Genomic DNA, 17,065 nt, shown 5'->3' on the forward strand with positions numbered 1-17,065 from the left:
TCCGAGCGCGCAGAAGATGCGCGGATGCCGAGATGGGGGCAGACTGTCTGCATGACGAGCCGTGCCGGTCTACCAGCCGAAGAATCCGATCTGATCGATGTCGACGAACTGATCGCCGCCTATTACGACCGCGTCCCGGATCCGGAGGTCGCCGCCGAACGCGTCGCCTTCGGAACCAGCGGGCACCGCGGCTCCTCCCTCTCGAACAGCTTCAACGAGAACCACATCCTCGCGACGACCCAGGCGATCGTCGACTATCGGACCGGCCAGGGCATCACCGGCCCGCTGTTCCTCGGTCGCGACACCCACGCCCTGTCGTTGCCGGCCGAGCGCAGCGCCATCGAGGTGCTGGTCGCGAACGGCATCGACGTGCGCGTCGACTCGCGCGACTCGTGGGTTCCGACGCCCGCACTCAGCCACGCCATCCTGACCTTCAACCGCGACCTGGCCCCGGATGCTCCCGGCCGCGCCGACGGCATCGTCGTCACCCCGTCGCACAACCCGCCGCGGGACGGCGGGTTCAAGTACAACCCGCCGCACGGCGGACCGGCCGACACCGACGCGACCGGCTGGATCGCCGACCGCGCCAACGAGCTGATCGCCGGCGGCCTGGTCGATGTGAAGCGCGAGCGCTTCGCCGACGTCGACTGGGACGCGGTTCCCGGCTACGACTTCCGTGATGCCTACGTGCGGGATCTCGCGACCATCATCGACATCGACGCGATCCGCAGCGCCGGCGTGCGCATAGGCGCCGACCCGCTGGGTGGAGCCTCGGTCGAGTACTGGGCGCTCATCAAGGAGGTCTACGACCTCGACCTCACGGTCGTGAATCCCGAGGTCGACCCGACCTGGCGCTTCATGACGCTCGACTGGGACGAGAAGATCCGCATGGATCCGTCATCCCCCTCGGCGATGGCCTCGCTGGTCGCCAAGAAGGGCGACTACGACGTCCTGACGGGCAACGACGCGGATGCCGACCGCCACGGCATCGTCACCCCCGACGCCGGGCTGATGAACCCGAACCACTACCTCGCGGTCGCCATCGACTACCTGTTCTCGCACCGCGCCGAGTGGCCGCGCGACGCCGCGATCGGCAAGACCCTCGTGTCGTCGATGATCATCGACCGCGTCGCCGAGTCGCTCGGACGCCGCCTGCTCGAGGTGCCCGTCGGCTTCAAGTGGTTCGTGCCCGGGCTGCTCGACGGATCCGTGGCTTTCGGCGGCGAGGAGTCGGCCGGAGCATCGTTCCTGCGCAAGGACGGCACCGTCTGGTCGACCGACAAGGACGGCATCCTGCTGTGTCTGCTCGCGGCCGAGATCATCGCCGTGACGGGCAAGACGCCGTCGGAGCGCTACGCCGAGCTGGAGGAGGCCTTCGGTTCGTCGGCCTACCAGCGCGTCGACGCCCCTGCGACGCCGGCGCAGAAGGCGACACTGGGCAAGCTGGCACCGGATGCCGTGTCGGCGACGACCCTCGCCGGCGAGGAGATCACGGCCAAGCTGTCGCACGCGCCCGGAAACGGCGCAGCGATCGGCGGCCTCAAGGTGCAGACCGAGCACGCCTGGTTCGCCGCCCGCCCGTCGGGCACGGAGGACGTCTACAAGCTGTATGCCGAGAGCCTGCGCGGCCCGGAGCACCTCGCCGAGGTGCAGGCCGAGGCTCGCGCCGTGGTGTCGGCCGCGCTCGGCGGCTGAGTCTCGCCGATGCCCGCTCGGTCAGACCGACCGCGCGAGCACCGCCCCCGCCTCGCGCAGCCAGCGGGCGGGTTCGGCGAGCGCGGCATCCGACGACCCCGCGATGTGGGTCAGCGAGGCGGATGCCGCGAACAGCGACGCGTCGGAGTCGGGCGTGATGCGTCCGGCGGCGAGCAGAGCCGTCGCCCCCGCTGACGCGGCGAGGCCCGCGATGAACGAGGGAACCTTGCCGTCGCCGGACTGTCCGTCGTACGAGCCCTCGCCCGTGATGACGATGTCGGCGTCGGCGATCGCCCCCGCGAGTCCGATGAGCTCTGCGACTTCGGCCGCTCCCGGGGCGAGCGTCGCCCCCCAGGCGACCAGCGCCCCGCCGGTGCCCCCGGCGGCGCCGGTGCCGGCGAGAGCGGCGTCGAGTGCGAGCAGGCCGGCGAGGCGCGCGAGCGCGGCATCCACCCGCGTGATGTCGTCGCCGGCGAGGCCTTTCTGCGGGCCGAACACCGCAGCCGCACCGCGGGCGCCGACGAGCGGGTTGGTCACGTCGGTGAGCACCCGCACCTCCGGGGCAGGGCGCAGACCGGTCAGGTCGACCGAGGCGATGTCGGCGAGGCCTCGGGCACCGCGCGCGACCGGGTCGCCCGCGACGTCGAGGAAGCGGGCGCCGAGCGCCGACAGCATCCCGGTGCCGCCGTCGGTCGACGCGCTCGACCCGATGCCGACGACCAGTCGCGAGACGCCGTGGTCGAGGGCTGCGGCGATGGCCTGGCCGAAGCCGGTGGTGTCGGCGTCCCACGGGCGCAGCTCGTCGAGCAGCTCGATGCCCGAGGTCGAGGCCAGATCCACGACGGCGGTACCGCCGGGGGCATCGGCAACAGGAGGAAGCAGCAGCCAGCTCGTCTCGATGCGGGCGCCTGCAGGGCCGTCGACGACCACCGGAACACGGCGAGCGCCGGGCACCGCGGCCTCGAACGCCGCGACGGTGCCTTCCCCTCCGTCAGCCATCGGACGGTGCACGAACGTCGCGGTCGGATCGACCGACGCCCAGCCCTCAGCCAGGGATGCCGCTGCATCCGCCGCAGTAATCGTGCCCTTGAAGCTGTCGGGGGCGAGGACCACCCGGGTCATCGTTCGATGTCAGGTTCGATGCCAGGGGTGCTCGCCCGCACGGCCACCTCGAGCGGCAGTGTCGCCTGCTCCCAGTCGGCGTCGACCGTCGCGCGGAAGGCCTGGTAGCCGACCTCGCTCAGCGGCACGCGCACGGTCGTGAGCGCCGGGGTCACGTCGCTCGACGAGGGGACATCGTCGAAGCCGCACACCGCGATGTCGGTGCCGATCTCGCGCCCTGCATCACGGATCGCCGACATGGCGCCGATCGCGACGACGTCGCTCATCCCGAACACGAGAGTCCCCGGCTCGACCCCGTCGGCGAGTGCGGCGCTCATGGCCTGCACGCCCGATTCGCGGCGGAAGTCGCCGCGGAGCACACGGTCGATCGCGCCGCCGCCGGACTCGAAGCCGGCGCGGAACCCGGCGAGGCGCTCATCGGAGGTCAGCACGCCCTCGGCCGCAGCGATCGCGACGGCCGAGCGGTAGCCGAGCGCCGCCATGCGCCGACCGAGATCCTCGGCCCCGGCTCGGTTGTCGATCTCGACGTGCCGGTTCTCGGCGCTGCCCGCACCGAATGTCACGACGCGTCCGCCGAAGCGGGCGTACTCGGCCAGTTCGCGCACGGTGTCGGAGTCGGTCGGCTCCTTCGTACGGGAGGCGGCGAGAATGAGACCCTGTGGCCGCTGTCCTCTGAGAGCGCGCACGATGCGCGCCTCTCGGGCCGGATCGCGCTCGGTGATCGCGATCGTGACGACGAGTCCCTGCTCGTCGGCTCCGCGAGCGACACCGGCGGCTATCAGACCGAAGTACGGGTCGGCGATGTCGGCGACCAGCAGCGCGATCACGGGAGAGGTGCCGCGGGCCGTCGCCTGCGCCGACACGTTGGCCGTGTACCCCAGTTCGGCTGCCGCCTGCTCGACCTTCTCGCGGAAGGACTCGGCGACCTTGCGCTCGGATCCGTTGAGGACGCGGGATGCCGTGGCGAGCGAGACACCGGCCTCACGGGCGACGTCGTGCAGGGTCGGGGCGGCGCCTCGCGCGTGACGCGGCTGACGCACGCGGGAAGGGCTTTCCGGCTGGTTCATGCCCCGAGCATACTGCGGGAGGACCGCGAGGACGGGGAGTGGAGAGGCATCGCGCAGCGGCGCGTCAGGGCAGACACAGGGCCTCAGATCGACAGGTACGAGCGCAGAGCCGCGGCCTCGCCCCGCAGCAGCGCCGGGTCGTCACCGGGGACGAACTCGAGCAGTGCATCCCGGGGCGGCCGAGAGGATGCCAGCGCCTCGGCGAAGAAACGCGTCCACAGCGCATCCCTCGCCCGCAGCGGCAGGCGCTCCTGCACGGGCCACCAGGAGAAGACGTGCGCGGCGGTGGTGTGCGCGGCGAGGTCGCGATACTCGCCGAGCACGGCGTCGACGGTCGCGGCGACCGTCGGCTGCCAGTAGGTGCTGAGTGCCGGGCTGTTCACGTCGGCGAGCAGTCGCAGCGTGGTCGGCGCCGTGTCGGCGAGCGTGCCCGAGTGGAACTCGAGGGCCAGGCCGATGCCCCGCTCCTCCGCCTCGGCCGCCGCATCGCGCAGACGGGCGACGATGTCGGCCCAGTGCTCGGCCGACGCCTCCGACGAGCCGAGGGGCCCCGCCCAGACGCGCACCCGGTCGACGCCGAGCGCCTCGGCGCTGTCGAGGACGGGCGTGAGCTCTTCATCGGCCCCTGCCCGGAAGTACGACCCGTACGAGCACGACGACAGACCGGCATCCGCCGTCTCGGTGGCCACCTGCGCGGCACGCTCGATATCGCCGACCGGCACATGCACGTCGGCACCCCACTCGATGACCTCGAGCTCGGCTTCTGCCGCGAGCCCGATGACCTCTTCGGGCTCGAGCGAACGGAAGGTCACCGAGCAGAGCCCTGGGCGGATCTTCGTCATGGATTCATCCTCTCAAGGAGCGGCCCGGACGTCTCGGGGGTTGCCTCGTGGCCGATCTCCGCCTAGCGGTGCCGAAGATGCGACGGATGCCGGCGGCACACGGATGCCGGAGGCACCCGGATGACCGGAACGAGCGCATGACCGGGGTCTGACCGGGCGCGGTCCGAGACCGCCGCCCGGTCGACCCCGGCACGCCCGTCAGCGCAGGTGCGGCGAGACCGCGGCCCCGAAGGTCTCGGCCGTGCGCCGCACGACGTTCTCGGGAGCATCCGCCCAGATGTCGGCGTTGAAGATCTCGACCTCGATGTCGCGGTCGTAGCCCGTCTCGATCACGGCGCGCGTGAGCGAGGCGAAGTCGATCACGCCGTCGCCCGTGTAGTGCCGCGACAGCAGCACGTCGGCGGCGAGCGGGGTCTTCCAGTCGCACACCTGATAGGTCGCGATGCGGCCCTCTCGGCCGGCGCGGGCGATCTGCTCGAGCACCTGCGGATCCCACCAGATGTGGAAGGTGTCGACCGCGGCGCCCACCACATCGGCGTCGAAGTCGGCCGCGATGTCGAGCGCCTGGCCGAGGGTCGAGACGACGGCGCGGTCGGAGGCGTACATCGGATGCAGGGGCTCGATCGCGAGCTGCACGCCCGCGGCCTTCGCATCGGCCGCGAGCACGCCGATCGCGTCGCGCACCCGCTCACGCGCGCCGATCAGGTCGCGCGAACCGGCGGGGATACCGCCTGCGACGAGTACGAGCACAGCCGTGGATCCCTCGTCGCCCGCGGCTGCGAGGGTCGCGGTCTCCTCGATCGCGCGGCGGTTGTCGTCGAGTGCGGCGACGCGCTCCGGCCCCTCGGGGAGGGTGAAGAAGCCGCCACGGCAGTGCGTCGTGAACCGCAGACCCGAGTCCGTGAGCATGCGTGCCGCGACGTCGAGGCCGACCTCGTTCACCGGCTCGCGCCACAGACCGATGGCCTGGATTCCGGCATCCGCCGTGACCCGCAGCGCGGTCGCGAGATCGGCGTGCTTGACCGTTGCCTGGTTGATCGACAGGCGAGGGTCGACGGTCATGCGTACACCCTCCCTGAATCGACGCCGTTCAGGCGCAGCATCCCGTGCCAGCGCTCGCGCGCGAGCTCGGGGTTCTCGAGAGCGAGCGAGGCGTTCGCCAGCTCGACGATGCGGCTGAGGTGCGGAAGGCTCCGCGCCGAGTGCAGCCCGCCGACCATCTGGAACGCGGGCTGGTGCCCGTTGAGCCACGCGAGGAAGGCGACGCCCGTCTTGTAGTAGAACGTCGGAGCCGCGAACACCTGACGGCTGAGCTCTTCGGTCGGGCCGAGGATCTCGAGGTAGTGCGCGGGGTCCCCGGCATCCAGCGCCTGGATCGCCGCAGACGCGACCGGGGTGATCGCCGCGAACGCGCCGAGCAGCGCGTCGGAGTGGCCATCGCCCTGGCCCACGGTGTCTCCGCCGATCAGGCCGACGTAGTTGAAGTCGTCGCCGGTGAACATGCGCACACCCTGTGGCAGATGCTCGCGCACCGAGATCTCGGACTCGGCGTTCAAGAGGCTCATCTTCACGCCGGCGACCTTGTCGGGGTTCTCGGCGATCACGTCGAGCAGCACAGCGGATGCCGTCTGCCAGTCGTCCGCGCCGAAGTAGCCGGCGAGCTCGGGGTCGAAGGCCGTGCCGAGCCAGTGCAGCACGACCGGCACCGTGGCCGATGCGAGCACCTCGCGGTACACGCGACGGTAGTCGTCGGCGTTGTCGGCGACGCGGGCCAGATGGCGCGAGGCCATGAGCACAGGACCTGCGCCCTGCTCCTCGGTGAAGTGCAGCTGCTCCTTGTAGGCGTCGATCACCTGGTCGAGCGAGATGTGCGACTCGGCGACGTGATCGGTGTTGACGCCGACCACCACCGAGCCGGCCTCTTCGCGGGCGACCTCGGCACTGCGGGCGATGAGCTCACGCGTCGCCGCGGCATCCAAGCCCATGTTGCGCTGCGCGGTGTCCATGGCGTCGGCGACGCCGAGACCCCACGAGTACACATTGCGGCGGAACGCGAGCGTCGAGTCCCAGTCGATGTCGGCGGGCTGCCCCGGAGTGTTGTCGGCGTGCACCTTCGGCACGACGTGGGCGGCGGCGTAGGCGACGCGACTCTGCAGCGGCGAGGTCGGGCGGGAGTATCCGCCGCCCTCGCGCAGCTCGGCATCCGTCACCGCACCCGCGGCGTCGAGAAGTCGGAGAGTGGTCATGCTCAGTCCAGCGTCAGCGGTTCGAGAGCGACCTTGCGGCCTTCGGCGCTGGAGGTCAGGCCCGCCTCGGCGAACTGCACACCGCGGGCACCCGAGAGCAGGTCGAAGGGATACTTCGTGCCCTCGACGAACGAGACCAGGTACTCCTCCCACTGCTGGCGGAAGCCGTTGATGAAGACATCATTGGTGGGCACCTGCTGCCAGTCGATGTCGTAGTCGTGGCTGTCCTCGAGGTCCGGGTTCCACACCGGCTTCGGCGTCGCGTTGCGCGGCTGGATCTTGGCGCCGAAGAGTCCGACGACGGCCGACCCGTGGGTGCCGTCGACCTGGAACTCCACGAGCTCGTCGCGGTTGACGCGCACGGTCCAGCTGGAGTTGATCTCGGCGACGATGCCGCCCTCGATCTCGAAGATGCCGTACGCGGCATCCTCGGCGGTGGCGGTGTAGTGCTCGCCGTTCTCGTCCCAGCGGTCGGCGATGTGCACGGCAGCCTGCGCGTAGACGCTCGTGACCTCGCCGAACAGGTTCTCGAGCACGTAGTTCCAATGCGGGAACATGTCGACGATGATGCCGCCGCCGTCTTCGGTGCGGTAGTTCCAGCTCGGGCGCTGCGCCGGCTGCCAATCGCCCTCGAACACCCAGTATCCGAACTCGCCGCGCACCGACAGGATGCGGCCGAAGAAGCCCGAGTCGATGAGGCGCTTGAGCTTCTGCAGGCCCGGCAGGTAGAGCTTGTCGTGCACGACGCCGGTCTTGACGCCGGCCTCTTCGGCGAGGCGCGCGAGTTCGAGGGCCTCGTCGAACGACTCGGCGGTCGGCTTCTCGGTGTAGATCGCCTTTCCTGCCGCGATCGCCTTACGAAGGGCCGACGCGCGGGCCTTGGTCACGAGGAAGTCGGCGTAGATCTCCCATTTCGGGTCGGCGAGCGCCGCGTCGAGATCGGTCGTGTAGTCCTCGATGCCGTGCTTCGCGGCGAGCTCGGCGAGCTTGGCCTCGTTGCGTCCGACCAGCAGGGGCTTCACCGTGATGCGGGATCCGTCGGGCAGCTCGATGCCGCCCGCGTCGCGGATCGCGAGGATCGAGCGCACGAGGTGCTGGCGGTAGCCCATGCGCCCGGAGACGCCGTTCATGATGATCCCGATCTCGCGGGTTGTCGCCTGTGACATTGCTGGTCCGTTCTCTTCTCTCAGATCCCGCACGCTCTGCGGGGAAACTCTGGGGGCGTTCATTGCGGGTAAGCGCTTTCCGACAGCATGCCATGCCGCGGCCCGGTGCGCAAGCGGAGGTGGAAAACGCTCTCCTGCAGCTTCTGCGACAGATCTCGTCGGGCTACTCCTCGTGCGGGGTCAATTCCGCATCTGAATCGGCCGTTTCGGATGCGTTTTCGACCCTGCACCGCCGATCGGATGCGTTTTCGACCCCGCACCGCCGATCGGATGCGTTTTTGGCCCCGCACGGACGCTGCGCGCGCTCGAGCCCGCACAGCGGCTCCGGCCGGAAGAGAGACAGACTCAGCGGGTGCTGGAGCGTTCGACCAGGAGCGTCGGCACCACAGCGGATGCTTCGGCTCCCGGCGTGCCCTCGATCTCGGCGACGAGCAGATCGACGGCGCGGTGCGCGAGAGCGGTGAAATCCTGACGGATCGTGGTGAGCGGCGGGCGGTAGTTGGCAGCATCCGGCACGTCGTCGAAACCGATCACGCCGACGTGCTCGGGAACCCGGCGCCCCGCCTCGGCGAGCGCGCGCAGCAGCCCCAACGCCATCTGGTCGTTGGCGCAGAAGACGGCGGATGCAGCAGCCAGCGCCTCGCCCGCGGCGAACCCGGCCTCGGCCGACCAGTCACCACGGACGACCATCGGCGGTTCGACGCCCGCGGCGAGAAGGGTCTCACGCCACCCGCGCTCACGCTCGGCCGCGGCGAACGAATCGGCGGGGCCCGCGAGATGGTGCACGCTCTCGTGTCCGAGGCTCAGCAGGTGCGCGGTCGCTGCGGCGGCGCCGCCGACATGGTCGCTGTGCACCACGGCGAGGTCGGCCGCCCCTGGGGCGTCGACGACCACGAGCCGCAGTCCGGCCGGTCGCTGGGCCGCCGGCACCAGGGCTGAGGCCTCGTTCAGCACGATCGCGCCGTCGACCTCCTGCTCGGCGAGGCGCTCGAACGCGTCGGCGACGTTCTCGCCCGCTGTCACGAGGGTGAGAGCGTAGCCACGCTCGGCGGCCGCCTCGGCCGTTGCCTGCAGCATGCGTGAGTTGCCGACCGTCGCAAGGGTGGTGACCACCAGACCGATGGTCTGCGAGCGCCCGGTGCGCAGCGCGCGCGCCGCGCGATGCGGCCGGTACCCGAGCTCGACCATGGCCTTCTCGACGCGCTCGCGGGTGACGGGGTCGACGCGGGGGCTGTCGTTGACGACGCGCGAGACCGTCTGGCCTGAGACCCCGGCGCGGGAGGCGACCATCGCCATCGACACACGCCCTGATGAGGGTCGCCGGCGCCGAGGCCTGCTGGGCTCGCGCAAGAGGTCGTCATCCACTTCAGGCACCTCCGCTTCGCGCTCACAACTCCGGAATGTTGACGTTACCACGGCGGTATGCGTACCATGTTTACGTGAACACGATCAACGCTGCTGAGATGCGCACCGAGACTCTCTCCGCCGGAATCACGAAGCGCGCGACCACGCTCGCCGACGGCCGCGAGCTGATCTACTTCGACGACCCCGACACGACGCTCGGCGAAGAGCGCGCGGTCGACTCCCGCACCCTCGACCCCCGGGGTGAGACCGCCACGATGCGTCTCGACGTGCTCACCGGTGACTGGATCACGGTCGCCGCGAACCGCCAGAACCGCGTCATGATGCCCAGCGCCGACGCCGACCCGCTGGCCCCGCAGTCGCCGACCAACCCGTCGGAGGTCCCCTCTCTCTACGACGTCGCGGTGTTCGAGAACCGCTCCCCCGCCTTCGGCCCCGCCCTGGCCGAGGCGACCGGCATCGCCCCCGAGGCGAGCAACCCTCCCCGCGGGCTCGACGACCTCTCAGCCCTCGGCCTCGGGCGCACCCGCACGTCGGTCGGCCGCTGCGAGGTCGTGTGCTTCAGCCCCGAGCACACCGGATCCTTCGGCACCCAGTCGGTCACCCGCGCCCGCACGGTCATCGAGGCCTGGGCCGACCGCACAGCCGCCCTCTCGAAGCTCCCCGGCATCGAGCAGATCTTCCCGTTCGAGAACCGCGGCGAGGCCATCGGGGTCACGCTCCCCCACCCGCACGGACAGATCTACGCCTACCCTTACGTGACGCCGCGTACCACCCGCGTGCTCGAGTCGATCGATCGCACGGCGCCCGAGCTCTTCCAGCACATCCTCGAGTCCGAGCAGGCATCCGAGCGCGTCGTGTTCCGCGGCGAGCACTGGACCGCGTTCGTGCCCTTCGCCGCCCGCTGGCCGCTGGAGGTGCACCTCATGCCGCACCGCCACGTGCCCGACTTCGCCGAGACGACGGATGCCGAGCGAGACGAGCTCGCCCCTCTCTACCTGCGCCTGCTGCGCGGCGTCGACGCGCTCTACGACACCCCGACCCCTTACATCGCCGCCTGGCACCAGGCCCCGGTCAACGTCGGTCGTGACAGTGTGCGCCTGCACCTGCAGCTGACGAGCCCGCGCCGTGCCGCCGACAAGCTCAAGTTCCTCGCCGGCTCCGAGGCCGCGATGTGGGCCTGGGCCGCCGAGGTCGCCCCCGAGCAGGGCGCCGCCCGCATCCGCGAAGCCATCGCGAAGGCCGACGCCGCACACGCCCAGAGCGCCGACGCGGCACACGCCACACCGACACACAGCACCGACACCGCAGACGAGGCATCCGCATGACCACCACCGACGACGCCGCGACCGCCCTCTTCACCGAGCTCACCGGCCATGCCCCCGCCGGAGTCTGGTCGGCTCCCGGCCGCGTGAACCTCATCGGCGAGCACACCGACTACAACGACGGATTCGTGCTCCCGTTCGCGATCCCGCACCGCACGGTCGCGGCCGTCGGCCCCCGTGACGACCGCCGCATCCGCGTCGCCTCGACCTTCGCCGACGAGCCGGTCGAGGTCGCCATCGACGAGCTCGCCGAGCTCTTCCCCACGCCCACCGGTCAAGCGCCGGCTGTGCCCGAGTGGGCCGCCTATCCGCTCGGCGTCGCGTGGGCGCTGCGCCAGGCCGAGGGCGCCTCCGACGCGGTCATCACCGGCGCAGGCCTCGACATCGCGATCGCCTCCGACGTGCCCGTCGGCGCGGGGCTCTCATCGTCCGCCGCGATCGAGGGAGCCACGGCATCCGCTCTCAACGAGCTGTGGGAGGCCGGCCTCGACCGCACCGCCCTCGCCCGGGTCGGTCGTCGTGCCGAGAACGAGGCCGTCGGCGCCCCGACCGGCATCATGGACCAGATGGCCTCGATGCTCGGCGAACCCGACTCGGCGATCTTCCTCGACTGCCGCTCTCTCGAAGCCGTGCTCGTGCCCGTCGGCATCGCCGAGGCGGGGCTCGCGATCCTCGTGATGGACACCCGCGTCAAGCACGCGCACTCCACCGGCGGATACGGCGAGCGCCGCGCCGCCTGCGAGCGGGGTGCCGCGATCATGGGCGTGCCGAGCCTGCGCGACGTGTCGGTCAGCGATCTGCAGCGCGCCGAGGAACTCATGGACGACGTGACCTTCCGTCGCGTGCGCCACGTCGTCACCGAGAACCAGCGCGTGCTCGACACCGTGCGCGTGCTGCGTGAGGAGGGAGCCCGCGCGATCGGCGACCTGCTGGTCGCCTCGCATGCCTCCATGCGCGACGACTTCGAGATCTCGGTGCCCGAGCTCGACACCGCGGTCGAGGCTGCTCTCGCCGCCGGGGCGATCGGTGCCCGCATGACCGGCGGCGGTTTCGGCGGCGCCGCCATCGCGCTGATCGAGCAGGATGCCGTGCAGCAGGTGACGGATGCCGTGAACGCGGCGTTCGCGGCATCCGCCTTCACGTCTCCGGTGATCTTCACCGTCACCCCCTCGGCCGGCGCGCACCGCGACGTCTGACGCGCTCAGGCTCAGCGAGCCCGTCCTGAAATACTGAACTCTCCCACCACCTGAGGAGCACCATGTCCTGGATCGTGACCGGCGGCGCCGGATACATCGGCTCGCACGTCGTACGCGCACTGGCGGATGCGGGGCTCACACCCGTCATCCTCGACGACCTCTCGAGCGGCGTCGCGTCGTTCGTGCCCGAGGGCGTGCCGTTCGTGCAGGGATCGATCCTCGACCGCGAGCTCATCGAAAAGACGCTCCGCGACCACGACGCCGAGGGAGTCATCCACGTCGCCGGGTTCAAGTACGCCGGTGTCTCTGTGCAGCGCCCGCTGCACACCTACGCGCAGAACGTCGAAGGCACTCGCGTGATCCTCGAGGCCATGGCGGCCGCGGGCGTCGGCAACATCGTGTTCTCCTCCTCGGCCGCCGTCTTCGGCACCCCTGATGTCGCCCTCGTGGTCGAGGACACCGCCAAGAAGCCCGCGAGCCCGTACGGCGAATCCAAGCTCATCGGCGAATGGCTGCTGCGCGACCAGGCGATCGCGACCGCCGATTCGGCGACTCCGCTGCGCCACACATCGCTGCGCTACTTCAACGTGGTCGGATCCGCCGACCCGACCGTCTACGACGTCAGCCCGCACAACCTCTTCCCGATCGTCTTCGAGGCGCTGATCGCCGGCAAGACCCCGCGCATCAACGGCGACGACTACGACACCGAAGACGGCACGAACGTGCGCGACTACGTGCACGTCGGCGACATCGCCGCCGCCCACGTGGCTGCCGCGAAGCGCCTCGCAGCCGGCGAATCGATCGAAGCGGCCTACAACCTCGGCTCCGGCGACGGGCTCAGCGTGAAGCAGATCATGGATGCCGTGGCACGCGTCACCGGCATCGATTTCACCCCCGAGATCGGTCCCCGCCGCGCCGGCGACCCCGACCGCATCGTCGCCACCGGCGAGCTCGCCGCCCGCGACCTCGACTGGAAGATGCGGTACACGGTCGACGAGATGGTGCGGACGGGCTGGGAGGCGCGTCAGTCCGCCTCCTGACGTCAGAGGTCTCGGGTGCGGATGGGGTACAGCCAGAAGCACACCCAGGCGAGGGCGGCGAAGACCATCGGCACGACCGCGACCATCACGCGGATGCCGCCGTCGACAGCCTCGGGCTGCGCATCGCCCAGCGACGCGTCGAATCCGGATGCCGTCAGCACCACCGCCGCGACGACGGCCTGCAGCACGACCGAGCCGCGCACCACGAAGCCGTTGACCCCGAAATAGGCGCCCTCTCGTCGGTGGCCTGTGCGCCTGGCATCCTCATCGATGATCTGGGCGAGCACCACCTCGAGCAGCTGCAGCAGACCTCCGACGCCCACGCCCACCGCGACGCCGACGAGTGCCGCCGCCAGCACGTTCGAGGGCAGCAGGAGGCCGAGCATCGCGATGCCGAAGACCGCGACGCTCCACAGCAGTGCCGTGCGCGGTGAAGTGCGCCGCACGACGGCGCTCCACAGCACGATCGACGGGATCGCGGTGACGAAGATGGCGCCGAGCAGCAGGCTGCCCTCGCCCTCGGGCGCCCCCAGCGAGTACCGCACGTAGAAGGGGATGGCCGCGAGGATCACGGCGATCGCCGTCTGGATGAACAGCGAGCCGAGCACGTAGGGCACGAACGCCCGGTTCGCGAACGTGTAGGTCAGCTGGTCGCTCCAGCGCATCGCCTCGGAGGCCGCCTCGGGCACCTGGCGCTCGATCATGCCGCCGGAGAACGACCACAGAAGCAGCACCAGGCAGACGGCCGAGAGCGCGATGGCCATGCCCGGCCAGCCGATCGATCCGTACAGTGCGGGCGCCCCCGCGGTGCCCAGCACCATTCCGAGGATCGCGAAGATCTGTCGCGGGACGTTGCCCCGCGCGCGCTCTTCGGTGGTGCGGAAGATCTCGGGGAACAGCGCCGAGATGTTCAGCACCACGACCACGAAAGCGATGTCGTAGACCGCGACGACGACCAGGAACCAGACGATGAGACCTGCGGCGGGCAGCTCCGGGGGCATCCACACCAGCGCGAACGCCACGACGAGCGGCACGATGCCGAGACCGATCCAGGGGATGCGGCGGCCCCACGGAGTGCGGATGCGGTCGGACAGCGCCCCGACCACAGGGTTGAGCACCGCGTTCAGCACGCCGTGCGCGATCATCGCGGCGGCCACCCACGTCGGCTCGACGCCGAGGTGCGTGACGTAGAAGTAGACGACGAACGCCGAGAACGTCTGCGCCATGAGCTGGGTCGGGAATCCGGATGCTCCGAACGCGATGGCCTGCGCCTTCGTCGGCGCGGCATCCAACCGTCGGTCGCGCAGACGCGTCGTCAGCGAACTCATACGCTCTCTCTCCGCTGCAGGTCGCGCAGGTCGCGCCACCCCAGCCTGAACAGTCCCTCGTCGGCGATCGCCTGCAGCACCGAAGGGTCCGAGAGCAGGCGCAGCTCGTGTCCTCGCTTGACGGCGGCGTAGTCGACGGCCGCGCGCAGCTCGTCGTCGTCGACCATCGGATGCAGGTAGATCTCGGTCACCCCGGCGGGCACGGCGCGCAGCAGCGCGATGAAGCCGTCGCGCACCTGCTCGTACGACTCGCCGGGCACCTCCTCGAACGGATGGCTCCACAGGCGGTCGATGATGACGACGCCGAAGGCATCCGCCGCCGCGGAGGCCTCGGTGAGCTTCGACTGCAGGGCGGCGTCGTCGCCGGTGCCCTCGATGCTCCGCGGGAGTCGGAACGGCAGTCCGTGGCGCGCGGCGAGCTCGAACACGGGCCCCAGGAAGTCGCGCCCCGTCAGCAGCCCGTAGACCGACCCCATGTGGTTGTCGAGGTGCGTGACATCGACCCCGGCATCCAGCGCCGCCTGCAGCTGGGCAGCGATCTCGGCGGCGACATCGCCGGTCGACGCATGCTCTTCGACCTCCAGCGCGCCCGCCGGAAAGTAACCGGCCGTGTCGACCAGGCTCGTGCCGGTGCCGGTGAGCGGGCGCCACCGATAGTCGGTCCACTCGCTCGTGAGCACGAGGTGCACGCCGACGTCGAGGTCGGTGCGCGAGGCGGCGAACGCGAGCGCCTCCGGCGCCCAGGCGCACGGCACCATCACCGTCGTGGAGTCGATGCGCCCGGCCTCCAGCAGCTGCACGATCGCGGTGTTGGCCGCGTGGCACATGCCGAAGTCATCCGCGTTGATGATCACGGCTCGCGCCCCGGGCGGGAGTCCGAGCCGGTCGGCCAGGTCGGAGATCATCTGGCGCTCCTTTCCGATTTCGGGAGAAGGCGCGAGAAGACGGTCGCACGAAGGGCGGATGCCGCCTCGCCCGCGGCCCCCACCAGCGGCGCCTCGGGCCCGAAGGACGACGCCACGAATCGCAACGGCAACCGGGGAGCCAGGTTCTCGGCGTAGTAGTCGGCGACCGCGTCGAGCATCGCGGGGTGCGCGGCGGATCCGCTGAGGATGAACGCCTCGGGGTCGAGCACGAGGGCGATGCTGCCGGCGATCAGCGTGAGGCGGCGCCCCATCTCGGCGGCCATCGCGATCGCGGCCGGATCGCCGGCGGCCGCAGCGTCGAGGTGCTGATCGATCGTGAGCTCGGGATCACGGCCGTTTCCGAGGGCGAGGTCGCGCACCACGTCATCGCCGAGCACCGGGGCGCCGATGGGCAGAGGCGTCTGCGGGAGGTACATGACCTCGCCGGCGACCCCCGAGAACCCGCGGTGCAGGACGCCGTCGATCACGATGCCCGCTCCGAGGCCGTCATCGAGCAGCAGCAGCGCGAAGCTCGCGAGATCTGCGCCGGTGCCCGCGGTCAGCTCGGCGAGAGCCGCGAGATTGACGTCGTTCTCGACGCGCACCGGGCAGGCGAGACGCTCCGAGAGCGCGTTCTTGAACGCACCCCCGTCTGGGCCCTGATCGTCGCGGATGCCGCCGTCTGCCGAGACGATGCCCGGGATGCCGACCACCACGAGCTCTAGTGGCCCGGCGACCACTCGCCGGCAGGCGCTGACGAGATCGACGATGTGCTCCACCCGATCTCCCCGCACCGGGAACGCCGCGTGATGCTCCGCACGCACCGCGCCGGTCGGGTCGACGAGAACGACATGGGCGGCGTGTCCGTCGACGTGCACGGCGGCAGCGAGTCCGAGCTGCGGATGCAGGGCCACGCGTCCGGCGGCGGGCCCACGCGTCTCGCGATCGACGCCGGCCGGGGCCACGGCCGACGCGCTCTCGAGCATCCGCAGCACCTGCGTCACGGCGGTGCGGGAGAGCCCGGTCTCGGTGACGAGCTCGTTCCGCGTGAGCGGCCCTCGACGAGCGAGCGTCTCGAGGATCGCCCGGCCGTTGAGGGTGCGCAAGAGGGTCTGCGGGCCCGCCAGTGGTCTTGCCATGATGATCCCCCCGGATTCGACGTGCGCCCAGCATGACACATCGTGTCTCACCGGTCGAGTGGTTCTGACATGCATTCGAACGCGCTTCTAGAGTGGTCGGATGACGACACTGCTGATCCGCGACGGAGTGATCGAGGATGCCGATCAGGTTGCCGGCGTGCACGTCCGCTCCTGGCAGGCGGCGTATCGCGGGCTCATCGATCAGGAGGTCCTCGACGGCCTCTCGATCTCCGACCGCGCCGAGGGCTGGCGTCGTATCTTCGTGAATCCGCTGCCTACCAGCCTCGGCATCCTGGTCGCCGAACGCGACGGCGAGATCGCCGGCTGGACGTCCTTCGGCTCGGGCCGCGAGGAGGAGGGAGCGGGCGACGGCGAGGTCTACGGGATCTACGCCGACCCCGCCGAGTGGTCGACCGGTGTCGGACGCGCGCTGCTCGACGCCGCCGAGCAGCGCATCCTGAGCGCAGGGCACACGCGCGCGTATCTGTGGGTGCTCGACGGCAATGAACGCGCCGACGCGTTCTACGCGCGCCGCGGCTGGGAGGCCGACGGCGCGAGCAAGGTCGAGGAGCGGCCCGGCATGAGCCTGCGGGAGCACCGCAGGGTCAAGCTTCTCGCCGCCTCCTGACCCC

At 70.6% G+C, this 17,065-nt stretch carries 15 protein-coding genes; 5 read left to right on the top strand and 10 right to left on the bottom strand.

Annotated features, from left to right (window positions below; translation table 11 throughout):
- Positions 1 to 51: 51 nt before the first annotated feature.
- Positions 52 to 1,695, top strand: coding sequence for a phosphoglucomutase (alpha-D-glucose-1,6-bisphosphate-dependent) (gene pgm / locus MRBLWH13_RS13170; RefSeq protein ID WP_341955411.1), 1,644 nt, complete (start codon positions 52 to 54; stop codon positions 1,693 to 1,695).
- Between the two features lie 21 nt (positions 1,696 to 1,716).
- Here the strand turns inward: pgm and MRBLWH13_RS13175 are convergent, their stop codons facing one another.
- The 7 genes from MRBLWH13_RS13175 to MRBLWH13_RS13205 all read right to left on the bottom strand — a co-directional run bounded on the left by MRBLWH13_RS13175 (position 1,717) and on the right by MRBLWH13_RS13205 (position 9,434).
- The gene (locus MRBLWH13_RS13175) at positions 1,717 to 2,817 is read right to left on the bottom strand and encodes a glycerate kinase (protein ID WP_341955412.1); all 1,101 of its coding nucleotides are present in this window, start codon (positions 2,815 to 2,817) and stop codon (positions 1,717 to 1,719) included.
- Positions 2,814 to 3,884, bottom strand: a complete 1,071-nt coding sequence (locus MRBLWH13_RS13180; protein WP_341955413.1) for a LacI family DNA-binding transcriptional regulator — start codon at positions 3,882 to 3,884, stop codon at positions 2,814 to 2,816. The genes MRBLWH13_RS13175 and MRBLWH13_RS13180 overlap by 4 nt, the downstream gene beginning before the upstream one ends.
- Before the next feature lie 83 nt (positions 3,885 to 3,967).
- Positions 3,968 to 4,726, bottom strand: a complete 759-nt coding sequence (locus MRBLWH13_RS13185) for a sugar phosphate isomerase/epimerase (RefSeq protein ID WP_341955414.1) — start codon at positions 4,724 to 4,726, stop codon at positions 3,968 to 3,970.
- Positions 4,727 to 4,924: 198 nt separating this feature from the next.
- Positions 4,925 to 5,788 carry a sugar phosphate isomerase/epimerase family protein gene (locus MRBLWH13_RS13190; protein WP_341955415.1) on the bottom strand — a complete coding sequence of 288 codons (864 nt, stop codon included), beginning with the start codon at positions 5,786 to 5,788 and terminating at the stop codon, positions 4,925 to 4,927.
- Positions 5,785 to 6,972 carry a dihydrodipicolinate synthase family protein gene (locus MRBLWH13_RS13195; protein WP_341955416.1) on the bottom strand — a complete coding sequence of 396 codons (1,188 nt, stop codon included), beginning with the start codon at positions 6,970 to 6,972 and terminating at the stop codon, positions 5,785 to 5,787. The genes MRBLWH13_RS13190 and MRBLWH13_RS13195 overlap by 4 nt, the downstream gene beginning before the upstream one ends.
- Positions 6,973 to 6,974: 2 nt before the next feature.
- Positions 6,975 to 8,138: a Gfo/Idh/MocA family oxidoreductase gene (locus tag MRBLWH13_RS13200; RefSeq protein WP_341955417.1), complete on the bottom strand. Its 1,164-nt coding sequence runs from the start codon at positions 8,136 to 8,138 to the stop codon at positions 6,975 to 6,977.
- Positions 8,139 to 8,483: 345 nt separating this feature from the next.
- Positions 8,484 to 9,434, bottom strand: a complete 951-nt coding sequence (locus tag MRBLWH13_RS13205; protein WP_341955418.1) for a LacI family DNA-binding transcriptional regulator — start codon at positions 9,432 to 9,434, stop codon at positions 8,484 to 8,486.
- Positions 9,435 to 9,601: 167 nt separating this feature from the next.
- On the opposite strand from MRBLWH13_RS13205, the gene galT reads away from it, so the two are divergent.
- The 3 genes from galT (at position 9,602) to galE (ending at position 13,061) form a co-directional block, all read left to right on the top strand.
- On the top strand, positions 9,602 to 10,828 hold the full coding sequence (galT, locus tag MRBLWH13_RS13210) for a galactose-1-phosphate uridylyltransferase (protein WP_341958315.1): 1,227 nt from the start codon (positions 9,602 to 9,604) through the stop codon (positions 10,826 to 10,828).
- Entirely contained in the window at positions 10,825 to 12,021 is a 1,197-nt protein-coding gene (gene galK / locus MRBLWH13_RS13215) for a galactokinase (protein WP_341955419.1), read from the top strand. The genes galT and galK overlap by 4 nt, the downstream gene beginning before the upstream one ends.
- Before the next feature lie 62 nt (positions 12,022 to 12,083).
- On the top strand, positions 12,084 to 13,061 hold the full coding sequence (galE, locus tag MRBLWH13_RS13220; protein ID WP_341955420.1) for a UDP-glucose 4-epimerase GalE: 978 nt from the start codon (positions 12,084 to 12,086) through the stop codon (positions 13,059 to 13,061).
- A gap of 2 nt (positions 13,062 to 13,063) precedes the next feature.
- On the opposite strand, the gene MRBLWH13_RS13225 is transcribed toward galE, so the two are convergent.
- The 3 genes from MRBLWH13_RS13225 to MRBLWH13_RS13235 are packed head-to-tail and all read right to left on the bottom strand — an operon-like array spanning position 13,064 to position 16,433.
- Positions 13,064 to 14,389, bottom strand: coding sequence for an MFS transporter (locus MRBLWH13_RS13225; RefSeq protein ID WP_341955421.1), 1,326 nt, complete (start codon positions 14,387 to 14,389; stop codon positions 13,064 to 13,066).
- On the bottom strand, positions 14,386 to 15,294 hold the full coding sequence (locus MRBLWH13_RS13230; protein ID WP_341955422.1) for a polysaccharide deacetylase family protein: 909 nt from the start codon (positions 15,292 to 15,294) through the stop codon (positions 14,386 to 14,388). Before MRBLWH13_RS13230 ends, MRBLWH13_RS13225 begins: the two co-directional genes overlap by 4 nt.
- Positions 15,291 to 16,433 carry an ROK family transcriptional regulator gene (locus tag MRBLWH13_RS13235; RefSeq protein ID WP_341955423.1) on the bottom strand — a complete coding sequence of 381 codons (1,143 nt, stop codon included), beginning with the start codon at positions 16,431 to 16,433 and terminating at the stop codon, positions 15,291 to 15,293. Before MRBLWH13_RS13235 ends, MRBLWH13_RS13230 begins: the two co-directional genes overlap by 4 nt.
- A gap of 100 nt (positions 16,434 to 16,533) precedes the next feature.
- Between MRBLWH13_RS13235 and MRBLWH13_RS13240 the strand changes: the two genes are divergently transcribed.
- Positions 16,534 to 17,061, top strand: a complete 528-nt coding sequence (locus MRBLWH13_RS13240; protein ID WP_341955424.1) for a GNAT family N-acetyltransferase — start codon at positions 16,534 to 16,536, stop codon at positions 17,059 to 17,061.
- Positions 17,062 to 17,065: the final 4 nt, after the last annotated feature.

It is taken from the genome of Microbacterium sp. LWH13-1.2 (assembly GCF_038397735.1).
In the GTDB taxonomy this organism is placed as follows: Bacteria; Actinomycetota; Actinomycetes; order Actinomycetales; family Microbacteriaceae; genus Microbacterium.